This is a genomic window from Kitasatospora sp. NPDC032150 (assembly GCF_055579945.1).
In genome coordinates, this window is record NZ_JBVIMH010000028.1 from 18,963 (window position 1) to 40,663 (window position 21,701).

At 71.9% G+C, this 21,701-nt stretch carries 24 protein-coding genes and 1 pseudogene; 16 read left to right on the top strand and 9 right to left on the bottom strand.

All coding sequences use genetic code 11. The annotated features are described in order from the left end of the window. Positions 1-215 precede the first annotated feature (215 nt). Genes ACZ5ON_RS26970 through rpmG form a run of 3 tightly spaced genes read right to left on the bottom strand, consistent with a single transcriptional unit; the run spans position 216 to position 1,950 of the window. The gene (locus tag ACZ5ON_RS26970) at positions 216-1,448 is read right to left on the bottom strand and encodes a GTP-binding protein (protein ID WP_465597909.1); all 1,233 of its coding nucleotides are present in this window, start codon (positions 1,446-1,448) and stop codon (positions 216-218) included. Between the two features lie 41 nt (positions 1,449-1,489). Continuing rightward, the gene (locus ACZ5ON_RS26975) at positions 1,490-1,759 is read right to left on the bottom strand and encodes a type B 50S ribosomal protein L31 (protein WP_465597912.1); all 270 of its coding nucleotides are present in this window, start codon (positions 1,757-1,759) and stop codon (positions 1,490-1,492) included. Positions 1,760-1,785: 26 nt separating this feature from the next. Further along, complete coding sequence (gene rpmG / locus ACZ5ON_RS26980; protein WP_030289191.1) at positions 1,786-1,950, bottom strand: 50S ribosomal protein L33; 165 nt, start codon at positions 1,948-1,950, stop codon at positions 1,786-1,788. Between the two features lie 149 nt (positions 1,951-2,099). Between rpmG and rpmB the strand changes: the two genes are divergently transcribed. The 6 genes and pseudogenes from rpmB (at position 2,100) to ACZ5ON_RS27010 (ending at position 5,767) form a co-directional block, all read left to right on the top strand. Further along, a complete protein-coding gene (gene rpmB, locus ACZ5ON_RS26985) occupies positions 2,100-2,336 on the top strand; it encodes a 50S ribosomal protein L28 (protein WP_465594146.1) in 237 nt (78 codons plus the stop codon). Beyond that, a complete protein-coding gene (gene rpsN / locus ACZ5ON_RS26990; protein ID WP_465597917.1) occupies positions 2,336-2,641 on the top strand; it encodes a 30S ribosomal protein S14 in 306 nt (101 codons plus the stop codon). The genes rpmB and rpsN overlap by 1 nt, the downstream gene beginning before the upstream one ends. A gap of 126 nt (positions 2,642-2,767) precedes the next feature. Next, positions 2,768-3,955, top strand: coding sequence for a CobW family GTP-binding protein (locus ACZ5ON_RS26995; protein ID WP_465597920.1), 1,188 nt, complete (start codon positions 2,768-2,770; stop codon positions 3,953-3,955). Positions 3,956-3,994: 39 nt separating this feature from the next. After that, positions 3,995-4,249 carry a 30S ribosomal protein S18 gene (rpsR, locus tag ACZ5ON_RS27000; protein ID WP_465597923.1) on the top strand — a complete coding sequence of 85 codons (255 nt, stop codon included), beginning with the start codon at positions 3,995-3,997 and terminating at the stop codon, positions 4,247-4,249. Beyond that, on the top strand, positions 4,246-5,535 hold the full coding sequence (locus tag ACZ5ON_RS27005) for a GTP-binding protein (RefSeq protein ID WP_465597926.1): 1,290 nt from the start codon (positions 4,246-4,248) through the stop codon (positions 5,533-5,535). The genes rpsR and ACZ5ON_RS27005 overlap by 4 nt, the downstream gene beginning before the upstream one ends. Positions 5,536-5,564: 29 nt before the next feature. Further along, positions 5,565-5,767 (top strand): annotated as a pseudogene (locus tag ACZ5ON_RS27010) (large ribosomal subunit protein bL32). Between the two features lie 112 nt (positions 5,768-5,879). Here ACZ5ON_RS27010 and ACZ5ON_RS27015 read toward each other — a convergent pair. After that, positions 5,880-6,134, bottom strand: coding sequence for a TIGR03943 family putative permease subunit (locus tag ACZ5ON_RS27015; RefSeq protein ID WP_465598087.1), 255 nt, complete (start codon positions 6,132-6,134; stop codon positions 5,880-5,882). 543 nt (positions 6,135-6,677) lie between these two features. Then, entirely contained in the window at positions 6,678-7,748 is a 1,071-nt protein-coding gene (locus ACZ5ON_RS27020) for a permease (RefSeq protein WP_465597928.1), read from the bottom strand. Between the two features lie 239 nt (positions 7,749-7,987). Between ACZ5ON_RS27020 and ACZ5ON_RS27025 the strand changes: the two genes are divergently transcribed. The 5 genes from ACZ5ON_RS27025 (at position 7,988) to ACZ5ON_RS27045 (ending at position 12,176) form a co-directional block, all read left to right on the top strand. Beyond that, positions 7,988-8,962 (top strand): metal ABC transporter solute-binding protein, Zn/Mn family, encoded by a 975-nt coding sequence (locus tag ACZ5ON_RS27025; RefSeq protein WP_465597930.1) that lies wholly within the window; start codon positions 7,988-7,990, stop codon positions 8,960-8,962. After that, positions 8,959-9,882 carry a metal ABC transporter ATP-binding protein gene (locus ACZ5ON_RS27030; protein ID WP_465597932.1) on the top strand — a complete coding sequence of 308 codons (924 nt, stop codon included), beginning with the start codon at positions 8,959-8,961 and terminating at the stop codon, positions 9,880-9,882. The genes ACZ5ON_RS27025 and ACZ5ON_RS27030 overlap by 4 nt, the downstream gene beginning before the upstream one ends. Next, a complete protein-coding gene (locus ACZ5ON_RS27035) occupies positions 9,866-10,780 on the top strand; it encodes a metal ABC transporter permease (RefSeq protein WP_465597934.1) in 915 nt (304 codons plus the stop codon). Before ACZ5ON_RS27030 ends, ACZ5ON_RS27035 begins: the two co-directional genes overlap by 17 nt. After that, positions 10,777-11,613: a metal ABC transporter permease gene (locus ACZ5ON_RS27040; RefSeq protein WP_465597937.1), complete on the top strand. Its 837-nt coding sequence runs from the start codon at positions 10,777-10,779 to the stop codon at positions 11,611-11,613. The genes ACZ5ON_RS27035 and ACZ5ON_RS27040 overlap by 4 nt, the downstream gene beginning before the upstream one ends. A gap of 116 nt (positions 11,614-11,729) precedes the next feature. Further along, positions 11,730-12,176 (top strand): Fur family transcriptional regulator, encoded by a 447-nt coding sequence (locus ACZ5ON_RS27045; protein WP_465597939.1) that lies wholly within the window; start codon positions 11,730-11,732, stop codon positions 12,174-12,176. Positions 12,177-13,162: 986 nt separating this feature from the next. Here the strand turns inward: ACZ5ON_RS27045 and ACZ5ON_RS27050 are convergent. After that, a complete protein-coding gene (locus ACZ5ON_RS27050; RefSeq protein WP_465597942.1) occupies positions 13,163-13,960 on the bottom strand; it encodes an exodeoxyribonuclease III in 798 nt (265 codons plus the stop codon). A 245-nt stretch (positions 13,961-14,205) separates the two neighbouring features. Between ACZ5ON_RS27050 and ACZ5ON_RS27055 the strand changes: the two genes are divergently transcribed. Beyond that, the gene (locus ACZ5ON_RS27055) at positions 14,206-15,003 is read left to right on the top strand and encodes a GntR family transcriptional regulator (RefSeq protein ID WP_465597945.1); all 798 of its coding nucleotides are present in this window, start codon (positions 14,206-14,208) and stop codon (positions 15,001-15,003) included. A 155-nt stretch (positions 15,004-15,158) separates the two neighbouring features. Here the strand turns inward: ACZ5ON_RS27055 and ACZ5ON_RS27060 are convergent, their stop codons facing one another. Then, entirely contained in the window at positions 15,159-16,331 is a 1,173-nt protein-coding gene (locus tag ACZ5ON_RS27060; protein WP_465597948.1) for an ROK family protein, read from the bottom strand. A 320-nt stretch (positions 16,332-16,651) separates the two neighbouring features. Between ACZ5ON_RS27060 and ACZ5ON_RS27065 the strand changes: the two genes are divergently transcribed. Continuing rightward, positions 16,652-17,347 (top strand): class I SAM-dependent methyltransferase, encoded by a 696-nt coding sequence (locus ACZ5ON_RS27065; protein WP_465597951.1) that lies wholly within the window; start codon positions 16,652-16,654, stop codon positions 17,345-17,347. Positions 17,348-17,564: 217 nt separating this feature from the next. On the opposite strand, the gene ACZ5ON_RS27070 is transcribed toward ACZ5ON_RS27065, so the two are convergent. Then, positions 17,565-18,023 carry a MarR family winged helix-turn-helix transcriptional regulator gene (locus tag ACZ5ON_RS27070; protein WP_465597954.1) on the bottom strand — a complete coding sequence of 153 codons (459 nt, stop codon included), beginning with the start codon at positions 18,021-18,023 and terminating at the stop codon, positions 17,565-17,567. Between the two features lie 171 nt (positions 18,024-18,194). Here ACZ5ON_RS27070 and ACZ5ON_RS27075 point away from each other — a divergent pair, with 171 nt between their 5' ends. Next, positions 18,195-19,469: an alpha/beta hydrolase gene (locus ACZ5ON_RS27075; protein ID WP_465597957.1), complete on the top strand. Its 1,275-nt coding sequence runs from the start codon at positions 18,195-18,197 to the stop codon at positions 19,467-19,469. A gap of 142 nt (positions 19,470-19,611) precedes the next feature. Here ACZ5ON_RS27075 and ACZ5ON_RS27080 read toward each other — a convergent pair whose 3' ends face one another. Next, a complete protein-coding gene (locus ACZ5ON_RS27080; RefSeq protein ID WP_465597959.1) occupies positions 19,612-20,076 on the bottom strand; it encodes a MarR family winged helix-turn-helix transcriptional regulator in 465 nt (154 codons plus the stop codon). Between the two features lie 97 nt (positions 20,077-20,173). Here ACZ5ON_RS27080 and ACZ5ON_RS27085 point away from each other — a divergent pair, with 97 nt between their 5' ends. Together ACZ5ON_RS27085 and bla are read left to right on the top strand one after the other, a co-directional pair. Continuing rightward, positions 20,174-20,566 (top strand): nuclear transport factor 2 family protein, encoded by a 393-nt coding sequence (locus ACZ5ON_RS27085; protein WP_465597962.1) that lies wholly within the window; start codon positions 20,174-20,176, stop codon positions 20,564-20,566. 128 nt (positions 20,567-20,694) lie between these two features. Further along, positions 20,695-21,615: a class A beta-lactamase gene (bla, locus tag ACZ5ON_RS27090; RefSeq protein ID WP_465597965.1), complete on the top strand. Its 921-nt coding sequence runs from the start codon at positions 20,695-20,697 to the stop codon at positions 21,613-21,615. Positions 21,616-21,701: the final 86 nt, after the last annotated feature.

A 21,701-nucleotide genomic window follows, 5' to 3' on the forward strand; every position in this document is an offset into this window, starting at 1 on the left:
GATAGACGAGGACTGCGCCCTGAGCGCTTACCCCACCATGCCTCCTCCACTCGTCCGCCCTGGCGAGCGTCATGTTCCACTGTGAGGTTCCCCCGAGGTGCGGAAGGTTGCCGGAGAGCCTTGCGGATGGGCTCCCGTTTTCCCCAGCGTCGCAGGGACAGGCGCCCCACTGGAGCACGTCCATCACTACGCTGCCGTGCCATCCCAGTGTGTCGTTAACGCGGCGGGTCGGCCCCCAGGGCGGCGGCGAAGGGGTCGTCGGACAGTTGCCATCGTTCCATGCCCAGGGCGAGTTCGGCGTCGGTGAGCAGGCAGCTGTCCAGTAGGTGGTGGAGCGCGGGGACGTCGAGGTCGATGCCGGTGAGGGTGAGTCCGCAGCGGCGCTCGCCGTAGTACGGGTCCCAGAGCAGGGCGGCGAAGGTGCGGCGTTGCGGGGAGGCGGAGCGCCAGGCGCTGTCCTCCTGTTCCGGTAGCCAGGTACCGGACGTTTCGATGGCCAGGTGTTCGCCGGCGGATTCCCATCGGTGGATGGAGTGGGGCCGGTTGGCGAGCCATAGGTGGCCGCGTCCTCGGATGACGTCTGCGCAGATCTGTTCGAGCGTGTCGTGCAGGCGTTGCGCGTGGAGGGGTCGTCGTGACGACCAGTGTGTGGTGCGGACTCCGAACTCCGGTCGGCGAGGTTGACGGGGGATGGGGAGCGGTCCGTGCCGGTCCCGGACCCGGTCGGCGTCGAAGAGGTTCCCGCCGACCAGCGGCGATAGGTCCGGCAGGCGGAGCGCGCCGGTCAGGGGATCGTGGCAGACGTGGGCCATGGAGGCGTGCGGGGCGAGGTGGTGCACCAGCGCGACGGCGCGTGCGGAGGCGGCGGGATCCGGGTCGTTCATGCTGGCGGTTACCACGACGTCGGCGGCTTCGAGGTGCCGGGCTGCGGTCTCGGCGAGGGTCCGCCGGTCGTCCGGGCCGAGGCCGAGTTGGTGGTCCAGCAGCCGGTCGCCGCCGCCGAGGTCGTCCTCGATCCGGGACAGGTCGACGGCGGCGGCGACCGTGTCGATCCGTACGTGGTCGGCGAGTGCCTGCCCGCGGGCGCGGGCGTGCAGCAGGCCCAGGGCGACCAGGTCCGCCTGCATGCCCGGCGGGAGCGTGAGCAGCAGGTGCCGGTGGCGGCCGGTGCGGGCCGCGCGCAGCAGGACGGGGAGGAGGGCCGGCGGCAGCAGATGGGAGGAGCACGGGCGGGAGGGCGTCACCGTGCCGCCGTCCACCGGGCCGGAGCGCTCGTACAGTCGCCAGGACCAGGAGGCCGTTCGGCCACGGGAGTTGACCCGCACCGCGAGTACCGCCAGCCCCGGCGCCTCGATGCGGGCCAGGTCGGCGGCGCAGTCGCGTACGCCGGTGGCGAGGCCGCCGAGCACGGTGACGGGCAGCCGGCGCGGCCTGCCCTGCGCGGTCATCTCTCACTCCTCCCCTATGTGCCGGTTGAGTTGACGCGAGATCAGCTCGCCGTGCCGGGCCTGGTGCCGGCGAGCCCGTAGCGGCGCTGGAAGCGCTCGACGCGGCCTGCGGTGTCCAGGACGCGGGCGGTGCCGGTGTAGAAGGGGTGGCTGGCGGAGGAGATCTCGACGTCGATGACGGGGTAGGTGTTGCCGTCCTCCCAGTCGACGGTGTGGGTGCTGGTGGCGGTGGAGCGGGTGAGGAAGGCGAGGCCGCCGGCCTTGTCGCGGAAGACGACGGGGCGGTACTCGGGGTGGATGCCGGACTTCATGGTGATCTCCAGGAGGGTGGGGAGGGTCAGCGTTCTTCGCGGAACGTCACGTGCGTGCCGGCGACGGGGTCGTACTTGCGCAGGACCAGCCGGTCGGGATCGTTGCGGCGGTTCTTGCGGGTGACGTAGGTGTAGCCGGTTCCTGCGGTGGAGCGGAGCTTGATGATCGGGCGCAGTTCGTTGCGGGCCATCGGTGTTCTCCTCCATGGCGTGTCGGGACGTTGGCCTAACCATAGCGTAATGGTTTTCGTTTTCATCTACCTGCTAGTGTCGGTTCAACGTTCGCGGCCGGCTCGGCATTCCCGTCCGCCGCCCCTGTCCTGACCGACACGGAGTCGCCATGTCCGCCCACTGCCAGCTCACCGGCCGAAAGCCCGGGTTCGGCAACGCCATCTCTCACTCGCACCGCCGCACCAGGCGCCGCTTCGACCCCAACATCCAGACCAAGCGCTACTGGCTGCCGAGCGAGAACCGGTTCGTCCGGCTGACGCTCAGCGCGAAAGGCATCAAGACCGTCGACAAGCTCGGCATCGAGAAGGCCGTTGCCCGGCTGCGTGCCCGTGGGGAGAAGGTCTGATGGCCAAGCGCAGCAAGATCGCCAAGAATGAGCAGCGACGCGTGATCGTCGCCCGCTATGCCGAGCGCCGCGCCGAGCTCAAGCGCCTGATCGCCGCCCCGGCGACCTCGCCCGAGGACCGCCTCGCCGCTCAGGCCGAGCTGCAGCGCCAGCCGCGCGACGCCAGCGCCACCCGGGTCCGCAACCGCGACGCGGTCGACGGCCGCCCCCGCGGCTACCTCCGCGCCTTCGGCCTCTCCCGCATCGGCCTGCGCGAGCAGGCGCACGCCGGGTTCCTCCCGGGCGTCCGCAAGGCCAGCTGGTAACACCCACCCACAAGCCGGTCGCGTCCCGCGCCGCGCGATCTCTCCCGGGCCGCGCGGCCCGGGGCGTGACCACCAAGCCGCTCGACCGGCGCAACGCCGGTGCGGTGTCCCCGGAAAGGAAGACCCGTGTCCCAACACAGCCTGCTGCCCGTGGTGGTGGTCGGAGGCCTCCACGAGGCCGAGCGCCGCCAGGCCGTCCTGGAACTGCTCGCCGACCACGAGGGCGCCGTGGTCCTGCACCACGACCTCACCCGTGCGGGCGAGGGCCGCGTGTACCGGGGAGTCTGGGACACGTCCGGCCCGCTCGGCGGGGTCGACCTGCCACTCACCAACGACTGCCCGTGCTGCGCGCTGCGCGAGGACCTGCTGCCCGAACTGCTGCGGATCGCCGAAGCCGGACGCCACCGCCTCGCGGTGGTGGAGCTGTGGGGCGGCAGCGACCCGCACCCGCTGGTCGAGGTCATCGCGGGCGGTGAGGTCGGCGACCGCTGCATGCGCGAGGTGGTGGAGGTCGTCGGCGTGGTCACCGCCGTGGACCCGCTCAGGCTCGTCCCGGAACTCTCGGTCTCGGACGAACTCTCCGAGCACCACCTGCACACCTGCGCCGACGACGAACGCACGGTCGCCGAAGCGCTCGCCCACCAGATCGAGTACGCCGACGTGTTGGCCCTCACCCACTCCGACCAAGCTGCGGGGGCGCCTGAGTTGCACGCCGGCATCGCGATGCTGCGCCAGCTCCACCCGACCGCCCGCGCCGTACGGCTGGGCACCGGCGCACTCGTCCGCGCGGCGCTCGCGGGCTTCGACGTGGCCGCCGCGCGCGACCGGGTCAACCCGGCGCTGGCCCTGCTGCCGCAGGAGGCCGACGAAGCCGGGGTGGCCACACTGGTGTGGGAGCGGCGCCGGCCGCTGCATCCGGCCCGGTTGCACGAGGCACTGGAGCAGCTCGTCCCGGCCGCGCAGCGCAGCCGGGGCCGGTTCTGGCTCGCCAATCGCCCCGACCTGATGCTCGCCTGGGACGCGGCCGGGGCCAACCTCGCCGTGGAGGAGTGCGGGCCGTGGCTGGTCTCGCTGCCGGACGCGGTGTGGGAGCTCTACCCGCCCGCGCGCCGGGCCGCCGCCGCCCTGGACTGGGACTCCGTCCACGGCGACCGGATCCAGCAACTGAGCTTCACCGCCGAGGGGTTGGACGTGGACGGGATCACCGGACTGCTCGACTCCTGCCTGCTCACCGATGCCGAACTCGCGGCCGGAGAGCCCGGTTGGAAAGCCATGCCGGACGCCTTCGAGGACCTGCTCGACCCCGTCGCCTGAACCTTCCGACCCGCACTGACCTGAAGGAGAGAACCCGCCGTGGCCAAGATCGCCGCCGCCCGCAGGGACCGCAAGCCTCGCCCCAACCCGCTGCACGAGGCCCGCATCACCTACATCGACTACAAGGACACCAATCTGCTGCGGAAGTTCATCTCCGACCGCGGCAAGATCCGCAGCCGCCGTGTCACCCGCCTCACCGTTCAGCAGCAGCGAGCGATGGCCCGGGCCATCAAGAACGCCCGCGAGATGGCGCTGCTCCCGTACGGCTCCGGCTCGCAGCAGGCCGCACGATGACCGAGCTGCTGTCAGCCCCGGCCCCGGCTGATGTCAGGCTCCCCGTCACCGTTCTGTCCGGGTTCCTCGGCGCGGGCAAGACCACCCTGCTCAACCACCTCCTGAACAACCGGGAGGGTCTGCGGGTCGCGGTCATCGTCAACGACATGAGCGAGATCAACATCGACGCCGCACTGGTCCGCGAGGGCGCAGGGACGCTCTCCCGGACCGAGGAGCGCCTGGTCGAGATGACCAACGGCTGCATCTGCTGCACCCTGCGCGACGACCTGCTGGAGGAGGTCGACCGCCTCGCCCGGGCCGGCCGCTTCGACTACCTGCTGATCGAGTCCAGCGGCATCTCCGAGCCGATGCCGGTCGCGGCGACCTTCGCCTTCGCCCGCGACGACGGCGCCACCCTCGGCGACATCGCCCGCCTGGACACCATGGTCACCGTCGTCGACGCAGCGGGCTTCCTGCCCGAACTGCGCGGCGGCGACGAACTGACCGCACGCGGGCTCGACCAGTACGAGGACGACGAACGCACCGTCAGCGACCTGCTGATGGACCAGGTGGAGTTCGCCGACGTCCTCGTCCTCAACAAGACCGACCTGGTCACCGCCGACGAAGCCGACCGCCTCGCCGCCGCGCTCAGCCGCCTCAACCCCGCCGCCCGCATCGTGCGCGCGACCGGCGGCCGCGTCCCGCCCGCCGAACTCCTCGGCACCGGCCTCTTCGACCTCGCCAAGGCCCAGGAGGCCCCGGGCTGGGTCGCCGAACTCAACGGCGACCACGTGCCGGAGACCGAGGAGTACGGCATCACCAGCCTGGTCTTCCGCGCCGAACGCGCCTTCCACCCCGGCCGGCTCTGGGAGTTGGTGGGCGAGCGCCTCGACGCGGGCGAGTTCGGCACGGTGCTGCGCTCCAAGGGCTTCTTCTGGCTCGCCTCCCGGCCGGCCGTCACCGGCCTGTGGTCCCAGGCAGGCTCCGTCGCCCGCTTCGAACCCTCCGGGATGCGCTCAGCCGCGACCGGCCGGACCGGCCTCACCGCGCTGACCGGACTGACCGACGCCACGGGCCTGACCGACCTGACCGACCTGAATGACGATCAGGCGCACAGCGGCCAGGAACTCGTCTTCATCGGCACCGGGCTCCGCAAGGACGAACTGCGCGCCGCGCTCACCGACTGTCTCCTGGACGACGCCGAGCAGGCGGCCGGACCGCACGCCTGGACGGCCTTCGAGGACCCGTTCCCGGAGTGGGACGAGTACGCCCTCCAGGACGATCACGACCACCAGCACCTCAACTAGCCACCACCACAACACAGGAGGAAGCCCTCATGGCCGTACCCAAGCGGAAGATGTCCCGCAGCAACACCCTCCCTCCTTGCCCGCCAGCGGGCAGGAGGGGCCCATACGCCGAGCCCAGTGGAAGGCGACCACGCCCCAGCTGGTACCGATCACCGTCGACGGCCGCGAGCACCTGGTACCGCGCAACCTGGTCCGCGCCTACGAGCGCGGTCTGCTGACACTCAAGTCCTGAAGCCCGCTGGGCGGTTGTCGGCCCGCCCCGTGGAAGGCGCGGCGGGCCGGCCGCGCGGTGGGCTCGGTCCGGCTCCTCGTCCGGGCAGCCGTAGCCGGCCGTCGACGTGCGGCTACGGCGTGGCCGCTGCGCTCGGTTGGGTGTTCGGATCCGGCGGGGCGTCCCGGTAGGGGTTCTTCGGCTGGGGGATGACCGTCAGGTCGGTGGCGTCGAGCGCGGGCACCCGTTTTCCGGCGGTGGGCCGCCACCCGCCGGTCACCGTGACCCAGGTGTTCGCCTGCGGGGTGCCGACGCCGTGGATCTCCACCTCCACCACCCGGGCATCCGCGGCACAGCAGCTCACGATGACCCTGCTGAGCTGCCAGATTCCGCCGGGCCTGGGCGTGACGAATCCTTCGAGCCGGACGGTGCGGGCCCCTGAGGGACTCCTTGTCGTCCCAGACGGCGCGGGTGGTGAAGTCGGTCAGCGAGAGGGCGAGGGTGCCCTGCGGGGGAAGCGGGGGGAAGTCGGCCCGCCTGGCGATCGCGCCGGACCCGTCGCGGGCGACGGTGTAGGAGCCGAGCGCCGGAGGGGCAGCGACGAGCAGCAGCACTGCGGGTACCGCCAGCAGCCAGGCGGTCTTCAGGCCCGAGCCGGCGTGTCCGTGTCCGTGCCCGTGGTCGTGGGGGTGGCCGTGGCCGTCGTCGTCGTCCTTGTCGTGTCCTGGGTGTCCGGTGTCGGCATTGGCGGCAGGGCCGCGCAGGCGGAGGAGGGCGTCGGTCACGCCCAGCAGGACGAGGACGGCGCCGCAGATGACGAGGAACGGCCGGAGCCCTTCCTTGACGTACCGCAGGTAGAGGTCGCTCAGCAGGCTGACCCGCAGCAGGGCGCCGCCGGTCAGGACGAGCAGCGCGCCCGGAAGGAACCGCCTCACAGCAGCCACCATCCCACCAGTGCGCTGCACAGGACGGCGGTCGCGAACGTCGCGGCGGAGAACCGGGCGGCGAAGGATCGTCCGAAGGTACCGGCCTGCAGGGCGATCAGCTTGAGGTCGACCATCGGCCCGACCACCATGAAGGCGAGCCGGGCGGTGGGGGAGAACCCGGCGAGCGAGGCCGCCACGAACGCGTCGGCCTCGGAGCAGATCGAGAGGACCACCGCCAGTGCGCCGAGCAACGCCACCGACAGCCACGGGGAGCCCGCGAACGCGTGGAGTACCGAGGGCGGCATCGCGACGTTGAAGGTCGCCGCGGCCGCCGCGCCGAGGACCAGGAACCCGCCGGCGTGCAGGAAGTCGTGCTGCAGCCCGCGCCGGAAGGCGTCCACACGGTTGCCTCCCCCTTCGTGGTCCGCGGTGGCGGGTGGCAGCCGCAGCCACTCGGGGCGGCCCGCCCGGATCCACAGCCAGCCCATCACCATCGATGTGGCAAGGGAGGCGAGCAGCCGCGCGAGCACCATCTCCGGCCGACCCTGGAAGGCGATCGAGGTCGCGACCAGCACGACCGGGTTGACGGCGGGTGCCGACAGGAGGAATGCCAGTGCCGCCGCGGGCGCCACGCCGCGCCGCATCAGACTCGCGGCGACCGGTACGGAGGCGCACTCGCACCCCGGCAGGATCGCCCCCGCCGCGCCCGCGACCGGCACGGCGAGCGCGGGGTTGCCCGGCAGCAGCCGGGAGAGGACCCGCGCCGGGACGAATGCGCCGATCGCGGCCGACACCACCGTTCCGAGCAGCAGGAACGGCATTCCCTGGAGCGCCACGGCGACCAGCACGGTGCGCCACGCCTGGAAGGCGGGGGCGTCGAGGCGGTCGAGGAGGTCGGGCGCCACCACAAGTGCCGCCGTGCCGATGACCGGGAGGCAGATGCCGGCCACGACCAGGCCGCCCACGATGCGTGCCAGCAGGCCCAGCCATCTGCCAGGGCCTGCCCGTTCGGGTTCATGGGCGTACCCGGGTGAGGCGGCGGCCGGCCGTTCGGCGGTGGTGGTCTCTTCGGTCACGGCTCTCGGTCTCCGGGGCCAGTTGCTGCTCGGCGGGGGTGGGGCGGAAGCGTACCGGAGGCCGCTGGTGGCATGGCTCGCCCTTTGCCTGGCCGCGCATGGAGTCAAACTTCGGTAATGATTTTCATCCCAACACCAATCGGCCTTGATGTTGAAAATCATTTCCGACTAGCGTTTCTCCTGTCCAGCAGAGCCGGGCCCTTCGCGGGGTCCGCAGGTTGTTGAGGAGTCCCCACGCCATGTGCGCCGTCCAGCTCCGCCCCGTCCGCAGACCCTCCGTCCGGCTCGTCCTGAGCGCGGCCGCCGTCGCCGCGCTCGCGGCCACCAGCGCCTGCTCCACCTCCTCGACCGCGAAGACCAGCAGTTCGGACGCCTCGGCGGGCGGCGGGAGCAGCAAGGTCATCCAGGTGGTGGCGGCGGAGAACTTCTGGGGCAGCATCGCCACCCAGCTCGGCGGTGACCACGTCAAGGTGACCAGCATCATCACCAACCCGGACACCGACCCGCACTCCTACGAGCCCACCGCCGCCGACGGCCGTACCGTGGCGGGCGCCGACTTCGCGATCACCAACGGGATCGGCTACGACGCCTGGTCGGACAAGCTGCTGGCCGCCAACCCGGCGAGCAGCCGCACCGCGCTCAAGGTCGGCGACCTCCTCGGCAAGAAGGAGGGCGACAATCCGCACCAGTGGTACTCGGCGGAGAGCGTGACCAAGGTGATCGACCAGATCACCGCCGACTACAAGAAGATAGACCCGGCCGACGCGGCCTACTACGACCAGCAGAAGACGACGTTCACCACGAAGACGCTGGCCCGGTACAACCAGCTGGAAGCCGACATCAAGGCCAAGTACGCCAGCACCCCGATCGGCGCCTCCGAGTCGATCGTCACGCCGCTCTCCGAGAGCCTGGGCCTGAAGATGCTCACCCCCGAGACCTTCCTGGACGCGATGAGCGAGGGCACCGACCCGAGCTCGGCCGACAAGGCGACCATCGACCAGCAGATCAACGGCAAGCAGATCAAGATCTACGTCTACAACTCCCAGAACTCCACCCCCGACGTGGCCGCGCAGGTCGACGCGGCCAAGAAGCAGGGCATCCCCGTCGCCACCGTGACCGAGACCCTCGCCCCCGCGAACGCCACCTTCCAGGACTGGCAGACCCAGCAGCTGCAGGGCATCGCGGACGCGCTGAAGGCGGCGACGGGCAAGTGAGCATCCACCCGACCGAGAAGGTCCGATCGGACCAAGGCCACGCGGCCCCGGTCCCCGAGTCGTCACCGGTCGCAGAGCCGGTGCTGTCGCTGCGCGGCGCGGCCGTGCGGGTCGGCGGGCGGACACTGTGGTCGGGTGTCGATCTGACCGTGGGGACAGGGGAGTTCACCGCTGTCCTCGGCCCCAACGGGGTCGGCAAGTCCACCCTGGTGAAGGTGCTGCTCGGGCTGCTGCCGGCGGCCGGAGAGGTACGCGTGCTCGGCGGGGCGCCGGGCGAGCACAACCGGGCCGTGGGGTACCTGCCGCAGCGGCGCAGCTTCGACGCGAGTGTGCGCATCCGCGGCGTGGACGTGGTGAGGCTGGGCCTGGACGGGGATCGGTGGGGGATCCCCGTCCCGGCCCTGGGCCGCGCGAAGCGGCGGGCGGCCCGTGAACGCGTGGCGGAGGTGGTCGAGTTGGTGGGCGCGTCCGGGTACGCGCACCGGCCGATCGGCCAGTGCTCGGGCGGTGAGCAGCAGCGCCTGTTGATCGCCCAGGCGCTGGTACGGCGTCCGCAGGTCCTGTTGCTGGACGAGCCCCTGGACAGCCTCGACCTGCCCAACCAGAGCGCGATCGCCGCGCTGCTGGGCCGGATCTGCCACCAGGAGGGCGTGTCGGTGGTGATGGTCGCCCATGACGTGAACCCGATACTCCACCACCTCGACCGGGTGGTCTACATCGCCGAGGGCGGCGCCGTCGCCGGGGCACCGGCCGAGGTGATCACCTCAGAGACGCTGACCCGCCTGTACCGCACGCCCGTCGAGGTGCTGCGCACCAGTGGCGGGCGGCTGGTGGTGGTCGGCCAGCCGGAGGCGCCGGCGCGGCACAGCGACCGGCACGCCGACCACGGGACGGGAGGCGGCCATGCAGTTGGCCTCTGACGCCGCGTCGCCGGTCTTCTCCTGGAACCTGCTGAACGACTTCCAGGACATGTGGTCCTACCTGTCCATGGTGAACGCCTTCCGGGCGGGCGCGGTCGTGGCGGTGGTCTGCGCGGTCGTGGGCTGGTTCATGGTGCTGCGCCGGCAGACCTTCGCCGGGCACACCCTGTCGGTGGCCGCCTTCCCCGGCGCCTCCCTGGCCACCCTGGCCGGGTTCAGCCTCTCACTGGGGTACTTCGGCTTCTGCTTGGCCGCCGCGCTGGTCATCGCGGCGCTCGGGCGCAAGGGCCGGGAGAGCGGCGCGGAGGAGTCGGCCGTCGCGGGGACGGTTCAGGCGTTCGCGCTGGCCTGCGGCTACTTGTTCATCAGCCTGTACAAGGGTCTGCTGGAGGGGCCGACGGCGCTGCTGTTCGGTGACTTTCTGGGCATCACCACCGGCCAGGTGGTGATCCTGGCGATCGTCGGCGTCCTGGTGCTGGTCGTGCTGGCGGTGATCGGGCGTCCCCTGCTGTTCGCCTCCGTGGACCCGCAGGTGGCGGCCGGGCGCGGGGTCCCGGTGCGGTTGCTGTCCACGCTGTTCCTGGTGCTGCTGGGGGCGGCGACCGCGGAGGCGAGCCAGATCACCGGCACACTGCTGGTGTTCGCGCTGATGGTGATACCGGCTGCCACAGCTCAACAGCTCACCGCACGGCCCGCCCTGAGTCTGGCGCTGTCGGTCCTGCTCGGTCTGGCCGCCTGCTGGGCCGGCCTGATCGCGGCCTACTACCAGCCCTACCCGCTCGGCTTCTTCGTGACCGCCTTCGCCTTCACCGGCTACGTCCTGGCCCACCTGCTGCGTCTGGGGCGCGAGGCACTCGGCCGAGTCCGGACGTCCATTGCGACCGGAGGTGTGGCATGACCGCCGTCCTCACCCAGGCGTTCTTCCAACACGCGCTGCTGGCCGGGACGTTCATCGCGCTGGCCTGCGGTCTGGTGGGCTACTTCCTGGTGCTGCGAGCGCAGATCTTCACCGGCGACGCGCTCAGCCACGTCGCGTTCACCGGCGCGATGGCCGCGCTCGCAGGTGGGTACGACCTGCGGCTCGGCCTGTTCGCCGCGACCGTCGGCGTCGGCCTGCTGCTCGGTGGACTCGGCCGCCGCGGACGGCCGGACGACGTGGTCATCGGCAGCGTCTTCGCCTGGATCCTCGGGCTCGGCGCGTTCTTCCTCACCATTTACACCACCTCCCGCAGCGCCGCCCGGGGCGGCGCGGGCACCAGCGTCCTCTTCGGCTCCATCTTCGGGCTGAGCAGCGGCCAGACCACGCTCGCGGTGCTGACCGCGGCCGGAATCTGCGTCGCGGTGCTGCTGATCGCCCGACCGCTGTTGTTCTCCACCCTGGACGAGGCCGTGGCCGCCGCACGCGGCGTCCCGGTCCGGGTGCTCGGCCTCGCCTTCCTCGCACTGGTCGGCGCCTGCGCCGGAGAGGCGACCCAGGCGGTCGGCTCGCTGCTGCTGCTCGGCCTGCTCGCGGCCCCGGCAGGGGCGGCGATCCGGCTCACCGACCGGCCGTTCCGCGCCCTCGCGCTGTCCGCCGCCCTCGCCGTCGCGGAGACGTGGGGCGGCCTGCTGCTCAGCGCCGAGGCGCCCGAACTGCCCCCGAGCTTCGCCATCATGGCCACCGCGAGCGCCGTCTACGCCGCCACCTTCCTCGTCCGCCCGAACCGCGCCCTGCGTACGGCAGCGGCCTGACCGGCGCGCACATGGAACCGGGCAGCCAAGTAACCCGCGTCGGGGCCGGTGCAGCAACGGCCGCGGACCGGCGCGCCGTCCGCAGGCCGCCCCGGCCACCGGCGGACGGTGTCGAGGTGATCGGCCGGCCGACCCCGCAGCGTGCCGAGGTGCTGGAGACCCTCGCCGGGTGCGAGGAGTTCGTCAGCGCCCAGGCCCTCCACACCCGACTGGTGCTGGCCGGCTCCCGGGTCGGCCTGAGCACCGTCTACCGCACCCTGACCGCCCTCGCCGAGGCGGGCCGCGCCGACGTCGTGCGCGACACCAACGGCGAACGCCTCTTCCGTTACCGGGCCGACGGAGACCACCGGCACTACCTGATCTGCCGCCAGTGCGGCCTCAGCCTCCCGGTGGACTCCACCGTGGTCGAGACCTGGGCCGACCAGGTCGCCGAAACATCCGGCTTCAGGGGGGTCCAGCACACCGTCGAGCTGACCGGCACCTGCGGCACCTGCCTCGACGCAGGAACCGCAGATCGACGTCCCGGAACACCCACCACCTCCACCTCCTTCGGCACGCGGTGAAGGAGATCTGTCATGCCCAGACCGGCATTACCACCACGCCTGGCCGCCCAGCCGACCGCACTCAAGAACCAGGGCCACCAACTCCTCGAACTCGCCGAGGAGACACCGTCCTGATCCGGCAACTCGACCGCACCGAACAGGGATGCCTCCCGGTGGAGGCGGTCGTGGTGATGCTCCCGACGTTCGGCACCTTCAGGCGCTGAACGCTGCACCGCCCCGTCGACGAGAGAGCTATGCCAGGGAACCACTGGGCGATCGAGGCCGCCCTCGGCGCAGCTGTCCCGTACGTCTCCGAGCGAGCCGGCGCGGCGCGTGGGCTCGCCGTGCTCGGCTACCTGGGCATCCGCCTGATCGAGTGCGGAGGCGAGTGCCTTGACGGCTTCGTCGGCGGAGTCCTTGAGGAGGTGGCCGTAGACAGATTGAGGGCTACGCGGCGAGCGTGTCGGATGTCGAGGACATCATTGCGCTTGGACTCGGGCAGCCCGGTGGGCAGGTCGAGCGCCGCGGCCTCCGCGGCGGGCATGCGCCAGTGCCTCCGGTGTGGTCGGCCGTCTCCAGGTTGGCGGCTGAGGGCGCGCGGCTGGTCTTCGACGGCGCCCGGTTTGCGGTGTGCCTCGTCGGTAAGCACACCACCAGCGGAGGCGGGGGGATATGAGGGGTGGTCGTACCCCGTCGTCACCGACGTGCGGTCCGCCCCCCGCTCCGCGGCGCCGCCTGTTCGACGTTGCTGCCGTTGCGGATGGCGAGGTCGTTCTTCTCTCTCGAGATCTGCTGGTCGCCGGCGACCCAGGTGTTGGCGTTCTTCTGGTCGGCGGTTGATGAGGGAGATGAATCCGGCGGCGCTGGTGGCGGGACCACAGACGGCTCGGTGGAGCAGGTGCATCGAGCGCACCAGGCGCAAGGTCTACCGGCAGGCTTCCGAGACCGCGCCGGCGGCCGGCCCGGCGCTGCACGGGGGACCGCCGGCCACTGCCTGCGGCTTGGGGTCAGATGTCGTACGCCACGGTGACCGGTGCGTGGTCGGACCAGCGCTCGGCATGGGTCGCGGCCTTCTCGGTCTTCGCCCAGAGGGCCTTGCCAGCCAGCCCCGGCGTTGTAAAATGTGCGTCGATTCGCCAGCCGCTGTCGTTGTCGAAGGCGCGGCCCCGGTAGGACCACCAGCTGTACGGGCCGTCCTGGTCGGGGTGCAGGCGGCGGACCACGTCGACGTAGCCGCCCTCGTCCAAGACCCGGGTCAGCCAGGCGCGTTCCTCCGGGAGGAAGCCGGCGTTCTTCTGGTTGGCCTTCCAGTTCTTCAGGTCGGCGGGCTGGTGGGCGATGTTCCAGTCGCCGCAGACCACGACCTCGCGGCCGTCCTCCGCGGCCCGCTCGCGCAGCTGGACCAGGTGGACGAGGAACTCCGCCATGAAGCGCTCCTTCTCCTCCTGGCGCTCGGTGCCGACCTCGCCGGACGGGAGGTAGAGGCTGGCCACCGTCAGCCCCGGCAGGTCGATCTCGGCGTAGCGGCCCGAGGCGTCGAACTCCGTCGAGCCGAAGCCGATCACCGTGCGCTCCGGAGCCTGCCGGGAGAGCACGGCCACCCCGGCCCGGCCCTTGGCGGTGGCCGGTGCCCAGAGGGCGTGCCAGCCGGACAGGTCACGCAGTTCGGCGGGCAGCTGCTCCGGCTCGGAGCGCACCTCCTGCAGGCAGATCACATCCGCCTCGGTGGCCGCCAGCCACTTCAGGAAGCCCTTCTTGGCAGCAGCCCGGATGCCGTTCACATTCACACTCGTCACCACGATCACCGGGGAAGGGTATCCGTCCGGCTCCCGTCGCAGCGAGCGACCGCTCCCGGCCGCACCGGCCCGGACGAAGGCCCGATGAGAAGGACGTGTGCGGTTGCATTGGTCTTGACCATCTCCTCGGGCACCCCCTAGGGTCGCTTACTGCAAAGACCTTTAATAAAGAAGGACTGATAAAGCCTGCCCCTCCCACCTGCCACAAGACCGGGCACGGGGTCGCTGCGAGGTCCTTCAGGGTGGAGGACACGGTGGGGCAAGGACAGCCGACGGCAGCACCGGAGCCCAAGTACTGGCACCTGCGCACGGTGCTGCTCCGTACCATCGAGGCGGAGTTCTCCACCGGCCAGGTCATCCCGAACGAGCGTGAGCTGTCCGCCCGGTTCGGCGTGGCCCGCGCCACCCTCCGGCAGGCACTGGACCAGCTGGAGCTGGAGGGACGACTGGTCCGCCGGCGCGGCATCGGCACCCTCATCGCCGCGCCCCGTGTCGGCATCCCGGTCGGCAGTCCGGTCGGCGGCCCGGCCGAGAACGGTCCCGGATCCGCCGGTGGCCCGATCTGGCGCACCGTGGACTGCGTGAGCGCCCCCGCCTCCGCCCAGCTGGCCCTGGCGCTCGGCATCCCAGTGGGTGAGACCGTGCACACCGTGCGCCGGCTGCGGGTGGTGCAGGGGCGGACGATGGCCGCCGAGTCGCTGCACGTGCCGGAGTCGGCCGTGCCGCACCTCCCCGCCGTTCCGCACGTGGTCGGCGGTACCGCCGAGCAGGACCGGGCGAAGTCGGTGCTCCGGCAGCTGGAGCGGCTCGGTGTGGACGGTGAGTCCCGCTCGGTCGAACTCGGTGTCGCCGAGGCCGAGGAGGCCGCCCTGCTGGAGCGTCCGCCCGGCACCCCGGTCCTGGTGGTCACCACCCAGTACGCGGTGGCGGGCCGGCTGGTCGCCCTCGCGCTCTGCACCTACCGGGCGGACACCTGCAAGCTCACCTTCGGCGAGACCGGCAAGGTCGAGGTCACCCCGGTCCAGGCGGGCGCGATCCGTACCGCCTCCTGAGCCGTACCGAAGCGCACCCCCGGGGGCGGCAGGTGGACCCCGGGGTGCGGTGAACTACGCCGAGCGGCAGGGGACTTCAGCCGGCCGGGCCTGACGGGTCTTTGGCCACGCGTAGGCCCCTGGCATGTCCGGCCCGGCGGCCGGGCAACGCCCCTTTACCGCGCACCGGCCCCTGGCGGGTCGACCGCGAAGAGCTGTTCCTCGACGTGGTGGAGCGCGACCCGCAGGGCGCCCATCGCGACCACCTCCTCGCCGAGTGCCGCCAGCGCCACCTCCGGCGCGCGCAGGCAGTAGAGCGCCAACTGCTCGCGCAGCGGCTCCAGTACGCCGTCCAGGCCGGCCGCCCAGCCGCCGACCACCACCATCTCCGGGTCCAGGGCCAGCACCAGGGCCGCGACGTCGTGCACCAGTCGCCGCAGGAACCGGTCCATCGCCACCCGGGCGACCTCATCGCCCTCCCGTGCCAGTCGCAGCACCCGGGCCACCGCCGCCTCGTCCAGCGGGTCCAGCGGTTTGCCGGTGGTGGACAGCAGCCGCTCGGGCGTGGCCTCCTGGCCGAGCAGGTGCAGCGCGCCGATCTCGCCGGCCGCACCGCCGAAGCCCCGGTGCAGCTTGCCGTTGATCAGCGAACCCGCGCCCGGGCTGAGCCCGGCCATCACGAAGACCACGTCGCCCTTGCCGACGGCGGCGCCCTGCCAGTGTTCGGCGATGGCGGCCAGGTTGGCGTCGTTCTCGATGATCACCGGGCAGCGGAAGGAGCGGCGCAGCCGGGCGCCGAGGTCCAGGCCGGTCCATCCCGGCATCGCGGTGCCGAGCCGGACGGTGCCCTCGCGGTCCACGATGCCGGGGCTGCCGACGGCGACCGCCCAGAGGCTGTCGCGGGCGACGCCGGTGCTGCGCAGGACCTCGGCGACGATCGCGCGCACCGCGCCGAGCCGCTCGTCGGCGTCCAGGGCCTCGTCGACCTTTCTGGCCGCGGCGCCGAGCAATTGGCCGGCCAGGTCAGCGACCACCACCCGGATGCCGTGCACGCCGATCTCGATGCCCAGCACGTGTCCGGCTTCGGCGCGGAAGCGGAACCAGCGGGCCGGGCGGCCGCGTTGCCGGGTTCCCGGCGGCGCCTTGGCGGGGGTGTGGTCGACCTCGGCGACCAGGCCGGACTCGATCAGGCCCTCGACCACCCCCTCGACGGTCGGCCGGGACAGGCCGGTGTCGCCGACGAGTTGGGTGAGCGTGACCGGTCGGCCGTCGCGCAGCGTGCGCAGCGTGACCGCCGCGTTGATCCGTCGCAGCAGGGAGGAGTCCCCCACGGTGAGCCGATCCGCCAAGTCCCTGCCCTTCCGCGTACGCGCGACAGCTCTGGCGCGCGGTGCCGAGTGCGCGCAGACCCCCGACCGTCCAGCGAGCATCCGCCGACCGGACGGCGCGACACGGGGTTACGGCGTCGGAGGGCGTGAGCCGGATGCTACTCGCCGGTCACCGCTCTGGCGAGCATTTCCCCAGCTCATGGCGGCGTCGGTATCGAAACGGTACGTACCGGGTGAGGGTCGGGTGTGCACCTCGGGCGGGCAGGCGGTCGGGCCCGGCCGGGCCACCTGTCGCAGCGGTAAGGTCTGTTCACTTGCCGCTGTGAGCAGAGGGGAGCGCCATGTCCGGTGCCACCGCAACCACCCGGGCCGGTAAGGCCTTTGTGTTGGAGCAGACCAGCCTCGGCCCCGTCCCGTTCGTACCGGAGGTCCGGTTGCACCAGGCCGAGGAGGCCATCGAACTGTGGGAGCGGACCGAGGCGGCGAAGGGCGAGGCCGGACTGCCGCCCCCGTTCTGGGCGTTCGCGTGGGCCGGGGGAGTCGCGGTCGCCCGCTATGTGCTTGACCACCCGGAGGCGGTGGCGGGCAGGCGGGTGCTGGACGTTGCGGCCGGTTCGGGCGTGGTCGCCATCGCGGCGGCCCTGAGCGGGGCAACCTCGGTGCGGGCCGCGGAGATCGACGACTACGCGGTGGCCGCCATCGCGCTGAACGCCGAGGTGAACGGAGTCACGGTCACCGCCGAGTGCGCCGACCTGCTGGAGGGTGACGGTGCGGGCGCCGAGGTGGTGCTGGCCGGGGACGTGTTCTACGAGCGTGCGATGGCCGGCCGCTTCCTGCCGTTCCTGGAGCGCGCGCACGCCCGGGGAGCGCTGGTGCTGGTCGGAGACCCGGGACGGGCGTATCTGCCCAGGGAACGGTTCCGGGCCCTCGCCGCCTACGAGGTGCCGGTGATGGCGGACCTGGAGGACCGGGCGGTGAAGACGACCACGGTGTGGCGGCTCGACGGGGCGCCCGTGGTGCCCACGCAGGACCGCTGAACTCACCTGCTGGCGAGGAACACACCTCCCCGCAAAGGGAGTTCGGCTTTTCGGGAGCGCCGCGTCCGCCTGGCCGGCCGTACGGCCCGACGGCGTCACGAGCCGCCGCGGCTCCCTGGGCGGAGGGATTGGTGAGAGGTCCGGCTCCGCTCCGCGTCCGGGGCGGGCGTCCGGAGGTGAGCGGGCCCGCCGCCGGCGGCACGGGAACCGTGTTCCTTCACAGCTGGTCGTAGATGGCGGCGAGCCGGCGCAGTACGTCGGTGGCGGTGCCCAGGGCTTCGTCGTCGTGGTGGGCGAGCGCGGTGTGCAGGGCCTGGAGCAGGCCGTCCTGGCGTTCCCGGTGGCGGGCGCGGCCGGCGTCGGTGAGGGTGACCAGGGTTGACCGCTTGTCGTCCGGCCGGCGTTCGCGGGTGACGTAGCCGGCCGCGACGAGTCCGTTGACCAGTTGGGTGGTGGCGGCTCCGGTGGTCTCGGTGCCGGCGGCCAGTTGGTTGATCGAGAGCGGGCCGGTTTCGGCGAGCACCCGCAGTGCGCGGGCGTGGGTGAGCGAGAGTGCGCCGGGGGTGCGGGTGGCGCGTCCGCGCAGCCGCGCATCGGCGGCGCTGAGGCTGTAGGCGGCGCGGGCGAGTTGGTCTAGGGCCTGCTCGCGGGCTGCGGCGGCCGAGGGTTCGGTCATCTGCGGCTCTCCCGTCTGATGGATCAGTGGTGATGGGCCCGGTACCGGCGCGGGCTCGTGCGGGTTGACAACGAGCTTAGCTTAAGTACTTATTGATTAAGTACTTAGCGAACTGCTGAGTGCCGGAGTGCGCCGGACGCGCTCCGCACATCCCATGAGAGGACGGCTGCCGTGACTGTTCGATCGACCGGCCAGAGCTGGGCCCTGGACATCGCGCTCGCCCAGGGTGGCTTCGACGCGCTGCACCCCGAAGCCAAGGGCACCCTTGAGCAGCTCGGCCACGACCACACCGACTTCGACAAGGTCTTCACCCTGGTCAAGAGCGGTGCCATGCTTCCCAAGGCGTGGGCCACCGTGGCCGGGCAGGCCGAGGAGCGCGCCGCGCACCATGAGCGGGGAGGGTTCGCGCAGACGGCCGCCGACCTGTACGTCCGGGCCGCGGTGATGTGGGGTCGGGCCCAGTACTCGGTCTTCGACGCGTCCGACCCGCGCAAGGCCGCGATGCGCGAGCACGCCAACCACTGCGTCGAGCGGCTCGGCGCCCTGCGTGGCGGACGGGTCCGCCGAGTGGTCCTCGACTTCGAGGGCGGCCGCATCCACGGACTGCTGCACCTCCCGGCGGGGGAGGTCAAGGGTGCGCCTGCGGTCATTCTCGGCCCCGGGATGGACATGATCAAGGAGGACTACATCTACGCCGCGGAGCGCTACTACACCTCGCGCGGCATGGTCGCGCTCTCGATCGAGGGTCCGGGGCAGGGCGAGAGCCGGGCGAACGGCCTTGTCGTGGACCTGGCCAACTACGAGCGCGCGATCGGCCGTTACCTCGACTACCTGGCCGGGCTGCCCGAGGTCGACCCGGCCCGGATCGGCATGTTCGGCATCAGCATGAGCGGATACTGGGGTTCGCGGGCAGCCGCCACCGACCGGCGCCTGGCGGCACTGGCCGCCTTCGAGGCGGTGACCGGCGACTTCCGGACCATCTTCGAGCGGGCGCAGCCGACCTTCAAGAACAACTACATGTACATGGCCGGCTACACCGACGAGCAGGCCTTCGACCGCGAACTCGCTGAGCGGATGCCGCTCGGCGACCTGGTCGGGAGCATCGAGTGCCCGGTCCTGTACGGCATCGGCGAGTTCGACGAGCTCACCCCGCTGGAGCAGGCGATCGAGAACTTCGAGCGGATCGCCGCCCCGAAGGAGCTGCGGGTCTACGAGAACGAGTTCCACCCGCTGGGCGGGGTGGCCGCAGAGGTCTTCCGCTTCGGCGCTGAGTGGCTGGAGCGGGCGCTGAACGGCGAGTTCGCCGAGGCGGGCCGGGATGTGCGGCACCACGTCCATCGCGACGGACGCACCACCGACCACACCGCCGACCCTGCCTGGTGGCTCGGCGCGGTCCCCGCCCGGATCGCCGATGCCCGGAACGGACGCGGCGGCGCCCGAGGGTGAGGCGCCGGGCCCGTGCGGGGTGTCCGGCGGCGGGCGCGGGGTGGGAGTGACCGGCCGGAGTGTTCGGATGCGGTGGCCGGCGCGGCGGCGGGGGCGGGTCCGTCCCGCCGGGGCCGGGCATCGGGCTGCCGGCGGGGCCCTGTCAGGGGGCGAAGGGGCCCTCCTCGACGAAGCGCTGGAGGAGGCGGGCGAACGTCCGTGCCTCCTCGGCCGGCCAGGCGTCGAGGGAGGCCTCGATCCGGGCGGCCAGCCGCTGCCGGGTGGTCCGAACGATACGGTGGCCGTGCTCGGTCAGGACGAGCAGGGTGGCGCGACGGTCGGCGGGGTCGGGTTCGCGCCGCAGCAGACCGGCTCGTTCGAGGCGGTCGGCGCGCCGGGTCACGTTGGAGCGGTCGAGACCGGCTTCACGGGCGAGGTCGGCGGCACTGATGGGCCCGGTGCGGGCAAGGCCGCTGAGGACCGGATAGGTGAGCTCGTCGACCGCCTCCCCCAGGCCCTCGGTCAGCTGGTGGTGGAGGCGGGCGCGCGTGGTCCGCCTGAGGAGCAGCCCCAGTGCGTCGGCGATCTCGTGTCCCGTGTCGTTCGGTCCTGCGTCATTGGTAGCCATGTCTCCAGAATAGCGTGCAACGCGCACGCATCCGGGTGATATGCTTCTCAAAAGCGTGCATCAAGCACGCATCTCGCCGCATGAACGGAGAATCACCATGTCCCGTACCGACATCGCGACTGCGCTGACCGACCTGCTCTTCAACCCCGCGCTGGATCTGCACCAGGCCGCGGACCGGCACTTCGCCCCGGACTACCGCCAGCGCACCGATGGCCGCTGGGACGACCGTGCCGGGTTCCTCACCCACATCGCCCACCTGCGCCAGGTGGTGGCCGGCGGCTCCATCACCGTGCACGAGGAGTTCGTCGACGGTGACCGGTACGCGGACCGGCACACCGTCGACGTGACGAAGACCGACGGGTCCACCGTGCGCATGGAGGTCTACCTCTTCGGCGAGTTCGCGCCCGACGGACGCTTCCGCCGGATCGAGGAGACCACGCTCATGCTCGCCGGTGCCGAGACCGACCGGAACCTCGGCAGTGCCCGCTGATCCGTCCCGACGGTCCGCCGTCCGCTCGGAACTCCGGGCGGACGGCGGACGGTGGACGCGGAACTGCCGATGGCCCCGATGGCGTGAGTGCAAGGAGAAGCACCTGTGACGTCATGGAGGAAGGTCTGATGCAGAAATCCTCGCAAGTCCGCCCGGTCCGGCGGAAGTTCCTCGCCATAGGGGCCGCGGCGGCTCTCACCGCGGTCGTCTCCACGGGTGGCAGAGCGGAGGCGGCGCCGCGGGACGTGGACGGGATCGCGGGGCGCCTGCGCGAGCTCGAACTCGAACACGCCGCCCGGCTCGGGGTGTTCGCCCGCAACGAGGCCACCGGCGAGAGGGTCGAGTACCGCGCGGACGAGCGCTTCCCGATCTGCTCGGTGTGGAAGCCGCTCGCCGCCGCGGCGCTGCTGCGGGACTTCGCCCAGAGCGGGGACCACCTCGCCAGGCGCATCCGGTACACCGAGAAGGACGTCACGGACTCGGGCTACGCGCCGGTCACCGGCCGGCCGGAGCACCTCGCTGACGGTATGACCGTCGCCGACCTGTGCGCCGCCGCGATCAGCTACAGCGACAACGCCGCGGGAAACCTGCTACTGCGCGAACTCGGCGGTCCCACCGCGATCACCAGGTTCTGCCGGACCGTCGGCGACACGACGACCAGGCTCGACCGCTGGGAACCCGAGCTGAACTCGGCCGAGCCGTGGCGGGTCGAGGACACCACCAGCCCGCGCGCCATCGGCCGGACCTACGCGAGGCTGACCCTCGGCGACGCCCTCGCGGCCCGCTCCAGGGACCGGCTGACCGGATGGCTGCTGGCCAACACGACCAGCGGGCAGCGCTTCCGGGCCGGTCTGCCCGCCGACTGGGCGCTGGCGGACAAGACCGGTGCCGGGAAGTACGGCAGCAACAACGACGTGGGCATCGCCTGGCCGCAGGACCGGGCCCCGATCGTGCTCTCCGTACTGACGACCAGGAACGCGGCCGACGCACCGGCCGACGACCGGCTGGTCGCCAGGGCGGCGGAACTGCTTGCGGAAGCGCTGGTCTGACGCGGGCCGAGCCGGAAGCCGTTCGCTCTCCCGCCGTCAGAGCGGCAGGAGAGCGAACCGGACGGACAGCGGGAGTCCGAGCCGAA